Origin of the sequence: Janthinobacterium agaricidamnosum (genome assembly GCF_003667705.1) — a bacterium.
GTDB lineage: Bacteria > Pseudomonadota > Gammaproteobacteria > Burkholderiales > Burkholderiaceae_D > Janthinobacterium.
On the sequence record NZ_CP033019.1, the window covers coordinates 6044280 to 6058787 of the forward strand.

Below are 14508 nucleotides of genomic sequence, written 5' to 3' on the forward strand. Positions count from 1 at the left end.
GACGAAGACAGTACGAATGTACGGCGAGGAAGGACAACGCCGCCATGGGCATTTTTACAGCTGCGGGGAAAGGATACTGGTGCCCTTGACGTGGATCGAACACGTGGCCTCTCCCTTACCAAGGGAGTGCTCTACCACTGAGCTACAAGGGCATAAAAAATCGGCGCTGGGTGAATTGCGCCGAATTATTTTTAGTGCGAACGGATCATAGTACCAAAAGCCTGCTCGGTCAACACTTCCAGCAATAATGAGTGTTCGATGCGGCCGTCGATGATGTGCACCGTGTTCACGCCGGACTTGGCGGCGTCGAGCGCGGACGAGATCTTCGGCAGCATGCCGCCCGAGATCGTGCCATCGGCGAACATCTCGTCGATTTCACGCGCGGACAGGTCGGTCACCAGGTTACCCTGCTTGTCCTGGACGCCGGCGATGTTGGTCATCATGATCAGCTTTTCCGCTTTCAGGATTTCCGCGATCTTGCCCGCCACCACATCGGCGTTGATGTTGTAGGCCTGGCCGTCCTGGCCGAAACCGATCGGCGAGATGATGGGAATGAAGGCGTCGTCCTGCAGCGCCTTGACGACGGCCGGGTTGATCGCGTCGATCTCGCCCACAAAGCCGATGTCGAGGAATTCGCCCGGATGTTCGCGGTCCGGCATCTGCATCTTGCGCGCGCGGATCAAGCCGCCATCCTTGCCCGTCAGGCCGACAGCCTGGCCGCCGTAATGGTTGATCAGCATGACGATATCCTGCTGCACTTCGCCGCCCAGCACCCACTCCACCACTTCCATGGTTTCTTCATCGGTGATGCGCATGCCTTGCACGAAGGTGCCCTGCTTGCCGATTTTTTTCAGCGCGTTGTCGATCTGCGGTCCGCCGCCGTGCACCACGACCGGGTTCATGCCGACCAGCTTGAGCAGGATGACGTCGCGCGCGAAGCCGTGCTTCAGGCGTTCGTCCGTCATGGCATTGCCACCGTATTTGATGACGATGGTCTTGCCGTGGAAATTGCGGATGTAAGGGAGGGCCTCGGCCAGAATCTGCGCCTTGATTTGCGGCGACACCGCCGTCAAGTCGTCATTCATGTCCAGGTTCAAGTTAGCTAGTTGATTCATGGCGAGTCCGGAAAATAGATTTGTGCGATTTTACAGGGAAGAAGAAAATCCTGGAGGCATTATAGGGCGATCTTGTTGTATTTTCCCTGATGATCCTATAGTCTGGCCCGATATGTTCCCCAGCCAGCCCTTTTACTGCCCGTTACATCTGCGTCGCGTCCCGGCGCAGCGTGACACACACTTGCCAATTCAAACACAGCCATGAGCCAGTGCAGCCTGTGCGGCGCCACCTTCCAATGCGGCCAGACCGACCCGCAGGCCAGCGGACCGTGCTGGTGCACGGCCCTGCCGCCCGCCGTTCCCGTGCCCGGCAGCGCCGCCGTGGGCTGCTGGTGCCCCGCCTGCCTGCAAGCCCATATCGCCACCCTGGCACCTCCTGTCAAGCCTAACGTCGGCTAAATAAGTGCTTCATCATGCAATTGCTTTGCAATAAACCTTGCATTTCGTAGGGGAATACGTTCAGACTTCGATTTTCAAGAATTTCTTATAGGAAAGTTATGCGCTTCAGGGATATCAGTATCGGCGTGCGCATCAATGCCGGTTATGCCATGTTGATTGTGCTGATGCTGGTCGTCATCGTCCTTTCCGGCAGCCGCATCTACGCCATCCGCGCCGAGACCGACGATATCCTGCAGCGCGACTGGGTCGCCGCCAAGGCCACCAGCAAGATCCACGGGCTGGCGCGCGAGGCGGCCACGCGCATCGGCAATCTGCCGAACCAGCACGAGCGGGCGCTGCGCCAGGCGAACCAGGCTCGCCTGGAAGCGATCAAGCAAGGCATCGATGAGCAGGTGCGCATTCTCGACGGTCTCGATGCGCGGCCCGAGGAACGGCGCCTGCTGGAACAGATGCACCTGGCGCGCGCCGAGTACTACGGCTCGCTCAAGACGATGTTCGAACTGGTCGAGCGCGGCGAGGATGCTCGCGCCGAGCAGGCCATGCAGACGCAGACCTTGCCGATGCTGGAAAAAGTGCTGCTGTACGTGGGCCAGCTCGACGATTTGCAGCAACAGCTGATCCGCGACAGCGCGGCCAGGATACGCAACGACATCGACACTTCGCTGCTGCTGATGGGCGGCATCGGCCTGGCGGCCCTGCTGACGGGCCTGGCCTTTGCCTGGTCGGCGCGCTCGATCACGCGTCCGCTGGGCGAGGCGGTGGCGATCGCCACGCGCGTGGCCAATGGCGACTTCAGTTCCGTCATCGAGGTGACGTCGCGCGACGAGACGGGCGAATTGCTGCAGGCGCTCAAGAACATGAGCACCAGCCTGGCCGTCGAGCAGGACCTGCGCCACGCCGTCGAAGTGGCCGAGGATGCGACCAAGATGAAGTCGGACTTCCTGGCCAATATGTCGCACGAAATCCGCACGCCGATGAACGGCATCATCGGCATGACCCATCTGGCGCTGCAGACGGAGCTCACGTCGACCCAGCGCAACTACCTGGAGAAGGTGGAATCGGCTTCGAAGAACCTGCTGGCCATCATCGACGACATCCTCGATTTCTCGAAGATCGAGGCGGGCAAGATGGCCTTTGAAAGAGTCGATTTCTTCCTCGAGGACGTGCTGGCGCAGATCGCCGACCTGTCCGTGATGCGCGCGCAGGACAAGGGGCTCGAACTGCTGTTCGACATCGCCCCCGACGTGCCGAACGCCTTGCAGGGCGACCCGCTGCGCCTGGGCCAGGTGCTGATCAACCTGACCAACAACGCGATCAAGTTTACGGACAAGGGCGAGATCGTCGTCACCATCCGCCTGCAGCAGCTGGAAGAGCATGCGGCCGTGCTGCGCGTCGACGTGCGCGATACGGGCATCGGCCTGACGCCGCCCCAGCGCAGCAAATTGTTCCAGGCCTTTACCCAGGCCGACACCTCCACCACGCGCCACCATGGCGGTACCGGCCTGGGACTGACCATCAGCAAACGCCTGGTGGAAATGATGGAAGGCGAGATCGACCTGGTCAGCGAAGCGGGCGTGGGCAGCACCTTTTTCTTCACGGCCCGCTTCGGCCTGGCCGCCGTGCCGCGCGATAATCTGCCGCAGTTGCAACATCAACAGCAGTTCCAGGGCCTGCGCGTGCTGGTGGTCGATGACAACCCCAGCGCGCGTGAAATCTTCGTCAGCATGCTGGCGGCGCTGGGCTTCGAGGCGCGTGCCGTGTCTGGCGGCGTGCTGGCCATCGGCGCCGTGGCGCAGGCGCGCGCCGAGGGGCGTCCGTACGGACTGGTGCTGATGGACTGGAAAATGCCGGGCATGAACGGCCTCGATACCCTGGCCGGCATCCGTGCCGATGCCGCCGGCATCGATGCGACGCCGGCCTGCATCATGGTCACGGCCTTCCATCGCGAAGCGCTGCTGGAGGCGGCGCGTCAGCGCGATTTGCCGCTCGACGGGATATTGAACAAGCCGGTCAGCGCCTCGACCCTGCTCGACCAGATATCGTTCGTGTTTGGCGGCGTGACGGGACAGAGCCGCAAGACGCAGCGCCAGAGCAGCTACCGCGACGACGAGCGCGCCCTGCGCGGCGCCTGGCTGCTGCTGGTCGAGGATAATGAAGTGAACCAGGAAGTGGCGCAGCATATTCTCAACGACGCCGGCATCCGCGTCGACATCGCGGGCAATGGCGCCATCGCGCTGGCGAAGATCGAGGAAAACGCCTATGACGGCGTGCTGATGGATTGCCAGATGCCGGTGATGGATGGCTACCAGGCGACGCGCAAGCTGCGCCAGGACCCCCGTTATTCGAATTTGCCCGTGATCGCCATGACGGCCAATGCCATGGTCGGCGACAAGGAAAAATGCCTGGACGCCGGCATGAACGATTTCATCGCCAAGCCGATCGACGTGGCGCAGCTGTTCGGCACCCTGGCGCGCTGGATCGCGCCGGCCGCGCCGCAGGCAATGACGTCGGTAGCGGCGCAGCCGGAAGCGGAGCTGCCCGTGATCGCCGGCCTGAAAATGACGGACGCCATGCGCCGCGTGGGCGGCAATGCCGCTTTGATGCGAAAATTGCTGGACCGTTTTGTGGAAACCCAGTTCGACGCCATGCAGCGCATCGTTGCCGCCATCGAGAACAACCAGCTCGAGACGGCGATCCGCGAAGCGCATACCCTGAAGGGCCTGGCCGGCAATATCGGCGCCGGCGGCCTGGCCGACAGCGCCGCGCGGGTCGAGCACTTGCTCAGCCTGGGTTCGCACGACGGTTTGCCGCAGGCGCTGGCCGCCTGCACCCTGGCGCTCGACGAACTGGTGCCGAAGATTGTGCTGGCCATGCAGTCGCGCGGCAATACGGCCGAAGCGGGCGGCGCGGTGGTGGCGCACGTGGCGCCGGTGGACCGGGCATACCTGGAAGCAGGCTTGCGCGAATTGTCGCAGCTGCTGCAGCAGGACGATGCGCAGGCCGTCAAGCACCTCGACGGCATCGGTCCCGTGCTGGTCGCGGCGGGGCAGGCGGAACATGCGCGCCAGTTGAAGCGCATGCTGGGACAATACGATTTCGAAGGTGCGCTGGCGCAGCTGGGCGAGGTGGCCGATGCGCTGGAGTTGACACTGTGAGAAGGATAACTATGCAGAACGAAGGACGGGTATGAGAGCGCCGGCAAGCAAGCCAACCATCCTGGTAGTCGACGACACGCCAGACAATATCGATCTGCTGCGCGCGGTGCTGGAAGACGATTACCGCACCAAGATCGCCGTCAATGGCGAGCGCGCCCTGAAGATCGCCGCCGGCAGCGACCAGCCCGACCTGATCCTGCTCGACATCATGATGCCGGGCATGAGCGGTTACGATGTATGCCGCGCGCTGAAGGCCGATGCCGCCACGGCAGGCATCCCCGTGATTTTCGTGACCGCCATGAGCGAAGTGGCCGACGAGCAGCTGGGCCTGGCCCTGGGCGCCGTCGATTACATCACCAAGCCGATTTCGGCACCCATCGTGCTGGCGCGCATCAAGACGCAGCTGGCGATGAAGCAGATGCAGGATTTCCTGCGCGACCAGAACCAGTACCTGGAAACGGAAGTGGAGCGCCGCGTGCAGGAAGTGGCGGCGCTGCAGGACGTCACCATCCACGCCATGGCCTCGCTGGCCGAGACGCGCGACAGCGAGACGGGCAACCATATCCGCCGCACCTCGCACTACCTGAAGGCGCTGGCCGAGAAGGTGCGCAACTTGCCGCGTTTCCGCGATTTTTTGACGGACAAGAATATCGAACTGCTGTTCAAGACGGCGCCGCTGCACGACATCGGCAAGGTGGGCATCCCCGACCATATCCTGCTCAAGCCGGGACGTTTCGAGCCGCATGAAATGGCGATCATGAAGACGCACACCACCTTGGGACGCGACGCCATCCTGGCGGCCGAGCACGAACTGGGCATCGAAGTCGATTTCCTCAAGTATGCGAAAGAGATCGCCTACAGCCACCATGAAAAATGGGACGGCAGCGGCTACCCGCAAGGCTTGGCGGGCGAAGCCATCCCGATTTCGGCGCGCCTGATGGCGCTGGCCGACGTGTACGACGCCCTGATCAGCCGGCGCATCTACAAGCAGGGCATGGACCACGCGCAGGCCGTGCAGATCATCGTCGAGGGACGCGGTTCGCACTTCGACGCCGAGATCGTCGACGCCTTCCTGCAGATCCAGGACCAGTTCATCGCCATCTCCAACCGTTATGCCGACGGCGTATGCGAGATCGCCGACAAGCAGCGGCAGATCGCGCCCTACACCGAGAATATCAGCTGACGGTCTTGAAGAAGCGCAGCATTTCCCGGCTGGCGTCCGGCCCTTTGCCGTCCGTATAACTGCCGTTATCGCTGCCGCCGGACCACGCGTGGCCGGCGCCGTGGATGACCCAGTGTTCGCCCAGCGGCGAGCCGTCGGCCTGACTGTGCGTGGTGCGCGTGTAGCGGTGGCCGTTCGGCACGCTGCCGTCGACGGATGCGGCCTTGGCCGCCTTGCCGCCCGCCTGGCTGCGCACGCCCTGCGCGATCAGTTCATCGCCATTGCGCGGGTTGACGGTGGTGTCGCGGTCGCCGTGAAAAACGATGATGGGCACGCCGCCGGCCGGCGCCTTGCGCTGGGCATTGGGCATGGCGCCGCCCTTCATGGCTGCCAGCGCCGACGGCAAGTCCTGCGCCGAGGCGAAGGGCAGGCCGGAATGCACGCCGACGGCGGCAAACAGGTCGGGGTACAGGGTACCGACGATGACGGCCATGGCGCCGCCCGCCGACAGGCCGGCGACGAACACTTCACGCTCGTTGACCGGGTAGTCGTCGATGACTTGCTGGGCGATGCCGGCGATCAGCGACGGTTCGCCCTGGTCGCGCTGCTGGTCGATGGCGTTGAACCAGTTCCAGCAGCGCGAACTGTTGGCGCCCTGCGTCTGCGCCGGGTAGACGACAAAACACTCCTTTTCTTCGGCCAGCGCATTCATCTGCGTGCCGGCGGCGAAATCGTCGGGATTTTGCGTGCAGCCGTGCAGCATGACGATCAGCGGCATGGCCTGGCCGTGGTAGCTGCTGGGGATATACAGCTTGTACGAACGCGTACCCGCATGGTTGCGGTACACGCCATCGATGAACTGCGCGCCGGCGGGGATTTCCACCGGCGTGGCGGCCGGCGCGTTGAAGCCGGGCGGGTGGAAATTCGGCAGTTCGAAACTGGGCATGTCGAAGCTGTGCTGGCCCAGGCCGGCCGGCACGCCCAGGCGCGCCATGAAATCCTGCGCGAACTCCTGCGCCGCCTGCGCGGGCGTGGGCGGCACCGATGCCGCTTCCGGCGCGGCGTCAGCGTGCGGCTGCCCGGCCCGGGCCTGCGCTGGTGCAGGTGGCGGCGCAGGTGGCGGATTAATATCACGCATCGGCTGCGGTGGCGGCGCTTGCGTGGCGGCCGCTTGCGGCGTCAGTCCGGCCGCAGACAGCGCCTGCTGGATCGCTTCGGTGGCGGCGGCGGGGCCGCTGCCCATCAGATTACGGGTCGCTGTGCGCATCTGCGCCAACATGTTGAGAGGTAGTTTCATGACCATCCTTAACGGTGCCGCGCATCGGCCGGGTCATCGCCGCGAACCAATACGCTAGTGAATTCGCCCTGCGAGCGCCGTCTTGACGACGGTGCTGGCGTGCAGGGCACCTAATACGAAAATCGACTCGATGGTGGCCAGTGCCAGTTCCACCGAAACGTCGCTGGCGATGCTGGCCAGTCCCAGCACCTGTATCTGCAGGCGCTGGCCGGCTGCCTGGATCGCTTCCAGGTCGGCGCGCGAGTAATGCTGCATGCCCAATACCAGGCTTTTACGGGCCACGGTTTGTTTCACCACGTCGGCGTGGATACCCAGCTGGTTGCGTATGGCCGTACGGATCAGATCCGTGCGGTTGGAATAAAATCCCTCCTGGACCAGCAGATCGATCTGCCCCAGGTCAATCAAGCCGAGGTTGATCGTGATTTTCTCGGATTCCCCAATTTTGGGCTTGCTGTCTTGCTTGGCCATATCTCTCCATAAACTCCACGTGGCATCCATTTGCCATCTGTATGGATGGTAGTATAGTTCTGAAATGACTCAAGTCAAGCAGGATCTGGGCTGATCGTGTTGTAGGACGGGCACCCGCAGAGTGAGAATGTGTGCAAAATATATTTCCGGAACAGCGGTTGTTGAGCATTGTTTCCCTGGAAAATATATTCACGGAAACATTGCAGGGCGATGCCATCGCCTCGCCGGCGCCGTTTCGCGGCATAATGAAAGTCTTCACGTTTACCGATGCCGCTCCATGATGGTCGCTCCCCCACCTCCGCCAGCCGTTCCGCTCCCGTCGCCGGTGCCGTCGCCCTGCGTCAGCCTGTGCAAGATGAACCGCAACAGCGGCTTGTGCGAAGGCTGCCTGCGCACGCTCGACGAAATCATCGCCTGGAGCAAGGCCGACGACGACTTCAAGCGCGCCGTGTGGGCCGAATTGCCGGGCCGCGAATCTTTGCTCGATTTCGAGCCCGACTACTGAGGAAGCCATGCCGCGATCGCCAGCGCTGTTCCCCGATGCCATGCAGGTGTTCGAACGCGGCTGGCTGTCGTCGAACAACATCCTGTTCCAGGGGAAGGATGACACGGCCCTGATCGACAGCGGCTATGTCACGCATGCGCCGCAAACCCTGGCCCTGCTGCGCCACAGCCTGGCCGGCCGGCCGCTGGACCGCCTGTTCAACACCCACCTGCACTCCGACCATTGCGGCGGCAACGCGCTGCTGCAAGCCGAATACGGCTGCCATACGGCCATTCCCGTGGCGGAAGCGGACAAGGTGCGCGCATGGGATGTCGATGCCCTCAGCTTCCAGGCCACGGGCCAGCAATGCCCGCGCTTCCGCTTTGACGCCACCGTCTCGCCCGGCGACACCTTGATTTTGGCCGGCATGGCCTGGCAGGCGCTGGGCGCGCCGGGCCACGACCCGCACTCGCTGATTTTTTACTGCGCCGGCGAGGGCATCCTGATTTCCGCCGACGCCCTGTGGGAAAACGGCTTTGGCGTGATCTTTCCCGAACTCGATGGCGGCTCCGGCTTTCCTGAAGCGCGCGCCACCTTGGACCTGATCGCCAGCCTGGACGTGCGCGTCGTCATTCCCGGGCATGGCCGGCCATTCACGGAGGCCGCCGGCGCCCTGCAGCGTGCGTATTCGCGCCTCGATTACCTGGCGTCCGACCCCGTGCGCAATGCGCAGAATGCGGTGAAAGTGCTGCTGAAATTTTTGCTGCTCGAGCGCCAGCGCATCGCCTTGGTCGAGATACCGGCCCTGCTGCGCGGCATGCCCGTCTTCGAAGAGGCCAACCGGCGCTTCCTGCGCCAGGAGGCGGCCGCGCTGGCCGAGTGGGCCGTGTCGCAACTATGCAGGGCAGCAGCGGCGCGGGTCGAGGGTGAGTACTTGCTCAACGAGGGTTGAACCGGCCTTGCGATAAATTCAGCACGATCGTACTTTTTCTGCACTATAATCAATGTTCAGTGTGTCTTTCACGTCCGATCAACTTTCCAGCGAGTCCGCCATGGCATTGCCTGTTGCGTTGCAAAACCTCTCCTTACCCGTTATCGCTTCGCCGATGTTCATCGCCAGCGGCCCGGCCCTCGTCGCGGCGCAGTGCAAGGCCGGCATCGTCGGTTCCTTCCCGGCCCTGAACGCGCGTCCCGCCGAATTGCTCGACACGTGGCTGACCGACCTGCAGACCGAGCTGGCCGCCTTCCAGGCCGCCCATCCCGATAAAAAAGTGGGGCCGATCGCCGTCAACCAGATCGTGCACCAGTCGAACGACCGTCTCGCGCATGACGTGGAAGTGTGCGTGAAACACCAGGTCCCCATCATCATTTCCTCGCTGCGCGCGCCGCCCAAGGAAATGCTCGACGCCATCCACAGCTATGGCGGCATCGTGCTGCATGACGTGATTTCGATCCGCCACGCGAAAAAGGCGCTGGAAGCGGGCGTCGATGGCTTGATCCTGGTCGCCAGCGGCGCTGGCGGCCACGCGGGCACCCTGTCGCCGTTCGCGCTGGTGGGCGAAGTGCGCAAATTTTTCGACGGTCCGCTGGCGCTGTCGGGCTCCATCGCCACGGGCGACGCCGTGCTGGCCGCGCAGGCGATGGGCGCCGACTTTGCCTACATCGGCTCGCGCTGGCTGGCGACCAAGGAATCGAACGTCAGCGACGGTTACCGCGAGGCCATCGTGGAGTCTGCGGCGGCGGACATCGTCTACACGAACCTGTTTACGGGCGTGCACGGCAATTACCTGAAAAAATCGATCGAAGCGGCCGGGCTCGATCCGGAAGCCTTGCCCGAAGCGGACAAGAGCGCGATGAATTTCGGCTCCGGCAGCGCCAAGGCCTGGCGCGACATCTGGGGCGCGGGCCAGGGCGTGGGCTTGATGGATGACGTGCCGAGCGTGGCAGAGATGGTGGCGCGCCTGAAGACCGAATACGATGCGGCGCGCGCGCGGTTGAAGCTGTAATCGTTGTTGTGACGGTGGTGGTGGTGTCGGATTACGCGGCGTACCGCCGCTAATCCGACCTACTCGAACCTGGTGGCGTAGGTCGGATTAGCGCGCAGCGCGTAATCCGACAGCACCACAATCACTCCTGTTTCAAATCCTCAGGCTTGATGGCCCACAAACCCGGCAGGTTGCGCCAGTAGCCGTACGCATCCATGCCGAAGCCGACGACGAAGCGGTTCGGGATCACCAGGCCGACGATGTCGGCTTGTACGGGCTTTTTCTTGCCGATGGCCTTGTCGGCGAACACGGCCAGGATGACTTCGGAGGCGCCCATGTCCAGCAAGCGCTGCTTGACGTGCGCCAGGGTTTCGCCTTCGTCGAGAATATCGTCGAGCACGATGACGGTGCGGCCCGCCACGTTCGAGCGGGGGATGACTTTCCACACCACTTCGCCACCCTTGTCGTCGTCGCCGTAGCGGCTCACATGGATGTAGTCGAATTCGAGCGGGAAGCTCAGTTGCGGCAGCAGGCTGCCCGTAAACACGACGGCGCCGCCCATCACGCCCAGCACCAGCGGGAACTCTTTCGAATCCTCGGCGTTGAAGCGCGTGTTGAGCACATCGGCCATGCGCGTGATCGACGCCTGCACGGCCTCCTGGTCGAACAGCAGTTCCGCGTTCTTGATCAGGTCACGGGCACGGTTGTGATGAAATTCTTGCATGGACTCTTGCATGGCGATGAAAGGGGCTGATGGTCAATGCCGGTATTATCCCGCAAATCGGCCTTATTTGTAATCGCGCATGTCGTCGATGATTTTCCCATCCTGGGCCAGACTGCCCACCGCCACCAGCACCACATCGCCGCGCAGCTTGGTCAGTTCACGGATCGAACCGATGATGGCTTCCACGCCGCTGGCGTCATGCGGATCGTCGACTTCGCAATGCAAGGCCATCTCGTCGTTGGCCATGCGCCCCGACACCACCAGCCGCGCCTTCCTGATTTGCGGGTGGCGGCGCGCGATTTCATGTACCTGCGACGGATGCACGAACATGGCGCGCACCTTGGTGGTTTGATCGGCGCGCCCCATCCAGCCTTTGATGCGCGTATTCGTGCGCCCGCACGGCGACTGCGGCGCGTCCATCAGCACGGCCGACAGATCGCCGGTGGCAAAGCGGATCAGCGGGTAGTCGGCATTAAAGACGGTGACGACGACTTCGCCCACCTCGCCCGGCGCGACGGGAATGCCGCTGCCCGGATGGACGATCTCGAGCAGCACGTTTTCGTCGACGACCATGCCTGGATTGAGCTTGCCATTGCTGGCCGTTTCATAGGCGATGCTGCCGATATCGGCCGAGGCATAGGTCTGGAACACGTGTGGCACGCCGTTCTCGGCAAACCAGCTGCGCAAGGATTCGGGCAGCGCTTCCGCACCCATCACGGCCTTGGTGACGCTGCTGATGTCGGCGCCCATTTCGCGCGCCTTCTCGATGATCAGTTTCAGGAACGACGGCGTGCCGATATACGTGTCCGGCTTCAGGTCGGCCATCGCCTGCACCTGCATTTCCGTCTGGCCGATGCCGGCCGGGATGACGGTGCAGCCGATGCGCGCGGCGCCCCCTTCGACCATGAAGGCGGCCGGCGTGAAGTGATACGAAAAACAGTTCTGCAGCAGGCCGCCGGCGCGCACGCCGGCCGCATACATGGGGCGCGCAAAGCGCCACCAGTCGGGGCCGCGGCCTTCCGGATCGAAGATGGGACCGGGCGAGACGAACACGCGCGACAGGGCGTTTTTCGGCGTCGTGTTCAAGCCGCCGAACGGCAGCTGCGCGTGCTGCAATTGCTTGAGGTCGGACTTGCGCGTCACGGGCAGCTGCGCCAGCGCGGCGCGGCTGGTGATGCCGGCCGCATCGACGCCGTCGAGGATGCGGGCCCAGCCCGGCGCCTGTTGCGCGCGCGCGATCAGCTGCGGCAGGCCGGCCATCAATTCGCGTTCGCGCGCTTCGGGGGCGCGTGCTTCCAGACTGTCGAGCGTATCGGTCATGTCAGTCATTCTCCAATTGTCATTGCATGTTGATTCGCATGCCTGGCCATCAGGACCGCCGGGCGCGTTGCAGCCAAGGTTTTTGATGGATCACGCCAGCCAGCGCTTGCGGCGGCGGTAGAACTTCATGTCGCGGAAGCTCTTGCGCCCGGCGCTGGACACGCCCAGATAAAACTCTTTGACGTCTTCGTTGCTGGCCAGTTCCTGCGCTTGCCCTTCCATCACGACGCGGCCGTTTTCCAGGATGTAGCCGAAGTCCGCGTAGCGCAGCGCCACGTTGGTGTTCTGTTCGGCCAGCAGGAAAGACACGTTTTCCTTGTGGTTCAGGTCCTTGACGATGCCGAAGATCTCTTCGACGATCTGCGGCGCGATGCCCATCGAGGGTTCGTCCAATAAGATCATCGACGGCTTGGCCATCAGCGCGCGGCCGATGGCGCACATCTGCTGTTCGCCGCCCGAGGTATAGCCGGCCTGGCTGCTGCGCCGCGTTTTCAGGCGCGGAAAATAGTGGTAGACCTTGTCCAGCGCGTCTTTCAGTTCGCCGCGCGACAGGCTGCGCGTGTAGGCGCCCGTCAGCAGGTTTTCCTCGATGGTGAGGTGGCCGAAACAGTGGCGGCCCTCCATCACTTGCGACAGGCCCCGCTTGACCAGCTCATTCGGCGTCAACTGATCCACGCGCTCGCCCTTGAACTGGACTTCGCCCTTGGTGACGTCGCCGCGTTCGCCGCGCAGCAGGGTCGAGATGGTTTTCAGGGTGGTCGACTTGCCGGCGCCGTTGGCGCCCAGCAGCGCCACGATCTTGCCTTGCGGGACTTGCAGCGACACGCCCTTCAGGACCAGGATCACGTGGTCGTAGATGACTTCGATATTGTTGACCGACAGGTAGGGCGGCGGCGCGGTGTCTGGTGTTTGCGTGGCAGTGGGTGTCATGGCTGCTTCGTTTTCATATGTGTTGGCGATGCTGTCGGATTACGCTACGCTAATCCGACCTACGTGAATGCGGTGTTGGTCGGCGTAGGTCGGGTTAGCGCGTAGCGCGTAACCCGACGCCACGTCGAGAGCCGCTTACTTCATGCACGCCGGCGTGATCTTTTTCTCTTCGGCGTACTTGCCGGACGATTCCTCGACCAGCTTGCGCACCAGGGCCTTGTCGCCGACGATCCATTTCGGCGTGATGGCGGTCCATTTCTTGCCATCCCACTGCTGCACCTTCACGGCGCCCGAGCCTTCATGGTCGTCGCAGCTGGTTTTCACGGTGGGGAACATGCCCAGCGCGCCCACGGCCTTCTGGCGCGCATCGTCGACGTTCAGGTTTTCCAGGCCCCAGCGCATCTGTTCGCCCGTGATCGGCTTGCCCTTGCCGAATTTTTCCTGCGCCGTGCGGATCGCTTCGACCCACAGGATGCCGGCCGTCACGCCGCGCATGTGGTAGACGGAGCCGATGCGCGACTGGTCCGACAGGTTGCCCTTGCCGGTGGCGTAGAGTTTTTTGCGGATGTCGTCGAGCACGGGGTAGTTGCCCGGCGTATTGAACGTCATCGCCGTGTAGCCCTTGGCCGCGTCGCCCGATGGAATCGTGTCTTCCTCGGAGCCGGCCCACCAGACGCCCAGCATTTTGTCGCGCGGGAAGCCGTTGCGCTGCGCCGTTTTGATGGCAACGGAGTTCATCACGCCCCAGCCCCACAGGATCACGTGGTCCGGCTTGGCCTGGCGGATTTGCAGCCATTGCGATTGCTGTTCGCTGCCGGGCGGCGCGACGGGAATTTTGATCAGCTCGAAGCCGTACTGTTTCGACAGCGCTTCCAGTACCGGCAGCGGCTCCTTGCCGAAAGCCGAGTCGTGGTATAGGTGGACGATTTTTTTCCCTTTCAGCTTGTCCATGCCACCATCCTTGTCGCCCAAATATTTGATCATGGCGGCGGCCTGGCTCCAGTAGCTGGAGATCAGCGGATACACATACGGGAAGACCTTGCCGTTGGCGGCGTCCGAGCGGCCGTAGCCGATCATCGTCATGGGGATCTTGTCCTGCGCCACGCGGTCGAGGATGCCGTAGGCGACGCCCGTGGACAGGGTTTCGACCAGGGTGGCGCCGCCCTGCTTGGTTTTCAGGCGTTCATAGCATTCGACGCCGCGCGACGGGTTGTATTCGGTTTCGCATTCTTCCCAGCTGATTTTCACGCCATTGACGCCGCCGGCCTGGTTGACCAGGTTGAAGTAATCGATGATGCCGCCGTAGAAACCGGAGCCGCCGGCCGCGTACGGTCCCACGCGGTACGAGGGCAGGGCGATGTACTGTTCCTTGTCCTGCGCCTGCACGCTGCCGGCCATGGTGAGTGCGGCACTGGCGATGGCGGCGGCCAGCATGAGCGATTTGATGTGTTTCATTGTGTGTCTCCTCT

At 63.1% G+C, this 14508-nt stretch carries 13 protein-coding genes and 1 tRNA gene; 6 read left to right on the plus strand and 8 right to left on the minus strand.

The genetic code is table 11. The features are described from left to right. Window positions 1-77: 77 nt before the first annotated feature. Together D9M09_RS27265 and argB are read right to left on the minus strand one after the other, a co-directional pair. Window positions 78-152: transfer RNA gene (locus tag D9M09_RS27265), tRNA-Thr, on the minus strand. 39 nt (window positions 153-191) lie between these two features. Beyond that, on the minus strand, window positions 192-1085 hold the full coding sequence (gene argB / locus D9M09_RS27270) for an acetylglutamate kinase (RefSeq protein WP_010393729.1): 894 nt from the start codon (window positions 1083-1085) through the stop codon (window positions 192-194). A 231-nt stretch (window positions 1086-1316) separates the two neighbouring features. On the opposite strand from argB, the gene D9M09_RS27275 reads away from it, so the two are divergent. The 3 genes from D9M09_RS27275 (at window position 1317) to D9M09_RS27285 (ending at window position 5852) form a co-directional block, all read left to right on the plus strand. Beyond that, window positions 1317-1514 (plus strand): cysteine-rich CWC family protein, encoded by a 198-nt coding sequence (locus D9M09_RS27275; protein ID WP_121670814.1) that lies wholly within the window; start codon window positions 1317-1319, stop codon window positions 1512-1514. A 98-nt stretch (window positions 1515-1612) separates the two neighbouring features. After that, window positions 1613-4669: a response regulator gene (locus D9M09_RS27280; RefSeq protein WP_121670815.1), complete on the plus strand. Its 3057-nt coding sequence runs from the start codon at window positions 1613-1615 to the stop codon at window positions 4667-4669. A gap of 31 nt (window positions 4670-4700) precedes the next feature. Continuing rightward, window positions 4701-5852, plus strand: coding sequence for a response regulator (locus D9M09_RS27285; RefSeq protein ID WP_070218963.1), 1152 nt, complete (start codon window positions 4701-4703; stop codon window positions 5850-5852). On the opposite strand, the gene D9M09_RS27290 is transcribed toward D9M09_RS27285, so the two are convergent. Continuing rightward, entirely contained in the window at window positions 5845-7128 is a 1284-nt protein-coding gene (locus tag D9M09_RS27290; RefSeq protein ID WP_240453494.1) for an extracellular catalytic domain type 1 short-chain-length polyhydroxyalkanoate depolymerase, read from the minus strand. The genes D9M09_RS27285 and D9M09_RS27290 overlap by 8 nt on opposite strands. A 54-nt stretch (window positions 7129-7182) precedes the next feature. Then, the gene (locus tag D9M09_RS27295; protein ID WP_034783786.1) at window positions 7183-7596 is read right to left on the minus strand and encodes a CopG family transcriptional regulator; all 414 of its coding nucleotides are present in this window, start codon (window positions 7594-7596) and stop codon (window positions 7183-7185) included. 280 nt (window positions 7597-7876) lie between these two features. Between D9M09_RS27295 and D9M09_RS27300 the strand changes: the two genes are divergently transcribed. The 3 genes from D9M09_RS27300 to D9M09_RS27310 all read left to right on the plus strand — a co-directional run bounded on the left by D9M09_RS27300 (window position 7877) and on the right by D9M09_RS27310 (window position 10086). Next, the gene (locus D9M09_RS27300) at window positions 7877-8101 is read left to right on the plus strand and encodes a DUF1289 domain-containing protein (protein ID WP_268993882.1); all 225 of its coding nucleotides are present in this window, start codon (window positions 7877-7879) and stop codon (window positions 8099-8101) included. Between the two features lie 7 nt (window positions 8102-8108). Continuing rightward, window positions 8109-9032: an MBL fold metallo-hydrolase gene (locus D9M09_RS27305; RefSeq protein ID WP_121670817.1), complete on the plus strand. Its 924-nt coding sequence runs from the start codon at window positions 8109-8111 to the stop codon at window positions 9030-9032. Between the two features lie 100 nt (window positions 9033-9132). After that, on the plus strand, window positions 9133-10086 hold the full coding sequence (locus tag D9M09_RS27310; protein ID WP_121671260.1) for an NAD(P)H-dependent flavin oxidoreductase: 954 nt from the start codon (window positions 9133-9135) through the stop codon (window positions 10084-10086). A gap of 121 nt (window positions 10087-10207) precedes the next feature. On the opposite strand, the gene D9M09_RS27315 is transcribed toward D9M09_RS27310, so the two are convergent. From D9M09_RS27315 to D9M09_RS27330, 4 genes are all read right to left on the minus strand, one after another. Continuing rightward, on the minus strand, window positions 10208-10789 hold the full coding sequence (locus tag D9M09_RS27315) for a hypoxanthine-guanine phosphoribosyltransferase (RefSeq protein ID WP_086137290.1): 582 nt from the start codon (window positions 10787-10789) through the stop codon (window positions 10208-10210). 63 nt (window positions 10790-10852) lie between these two features. After that, a complete protein-coding gene (locus D9M09_RS27320) occupies window positions 10853-12109 on the minus strand; it encodes a phenylacetate--CoA ligase family protein (protein WP_099408130.1) in 1257 nt (418 codons plus the stop codon). A gap of 90 nt (window positions 12110-12199) precedes the next feature. Next, a complete protein-coding gene (locus D9M09_RS27325; RefSeq protein WP_070218968.1) occupies window positions 12200-13039 on the minus strand; it encodes an ABC transporter ATP-binding protein in 840 nt (279 codons plus the stop codon). Between the two features lie 135 nt (window positions 13040-13174). Further along, complete coding sequence (locus D9M09_RS27330) at window positions 13175-14494, minus strand: ABC transporter substrate-binding protein (protein ID WP_070313102.1); 1320 nt, start codon at window positions 14492-14494, stop codon at window positions 13175-13177. Window positions 14495-14508: the final 14 nt, after the last annotated feature.

What these genes read in the sequence shown, in the direction of transcription:
- D9M09_RS27315 (WP_086137290.1), bottom strand. Translation starts at nt 10,789, where the DNA reads ATGCAAGAATTTCATCACAACCGTGCCCGTGACCTGATCAAGAACGCG.
- D9M09_RS27290 (WP_240453494.1), bottom strand. Translation starts at nt 7,128, where the DNA reads ATGAAACTACCTCTCAACATGTTGGCGCAGATGCGCACAGCGACCCGT.
- D9M09_RS27280 (WP_121670815.1), top strand. Translation starts at nt 1,613, where the DNA reads ATGCGCTTCAGGGATATCAGTATCGGCGTGCGCATCAATGCCGGTTAT.
- D9M09_RS27310 (WP_121671260.1), top strand. Translation starts at nt 9,133, where the DNA reads ATGGCATTGCCTGTTGCGTTGCAAAACCTCTCCTTACCCGTTATCGCT.
- D9M09_RS27325 (WP_070218968.1), bottom strand. Translation starts at nt 13,039, where the DNA reads ATGACACCCACTGCCACGCAAACACCAGACACCGCGCCGCCGCCCTAC.
- argB (WP_010393729.1), bottom strand. Translation starts at nt 1,085, where the DNA reads ATGAATGACGACTTGACGGCGGTGTCGCCGCAAATCAAGGCGCAGATT.
- D9M09_RS27330 (WP_070313102.1), bottom strand. Translation starts at nt 14,494, where the DNA reads ATGAAACACATCAAATCGCTCATGCTGGCCGCCGCCATCGCCAGTGCC.
- D9M09_RS27320 (WP_099408130.1), bottom strand. Translation starts at nt 12,109, where the DNA reads ATGACCGATACGCTCGACAGTCTGGAAGCACGCGCCCCCGAAGCGCGC.
- D9M09_RS27285 (WP_070218963.1), top strand. Translation starts at nt 4,701, where the DNA reads ATGAGAGCGCCGGCAAGCAAGCCAACCATCCTGGTAGTCGACGACACG.
- D9M09_RS27300 (WP_268993882.1), top strand. Translation starts at nt 7,877, where the DNA reads ATGGTCGCTCCCCCACCTCCGCCAGCCGTTCCGCTCCCGTCGCCGGTG.
- D9M09_RS27295 (WP_034783786.1), bottom strand. Translation starts at nt 7,596, where the DNA reads ATGGCCAAGCAAGACAGCAAGCCCAAAATTGGGGAATCCGAGAAAATC.
- D9M09_RS27275 (WP_121670814.1), top strand. Translation starts at nt 1,317, where the DNA reads ATGAGCCAGTGCAGCCTGTGCGGCGCCACCTTCCAATGCGGCCAGACC.
- D9M09_RS27305 (WP_121670817.1), top strand. Translation starts at nt 8,109, where the DNA reads ATGCCGCGATCGCCAGCGCTGTTCCCCGATGCCATGCAGGTGTTCGAA.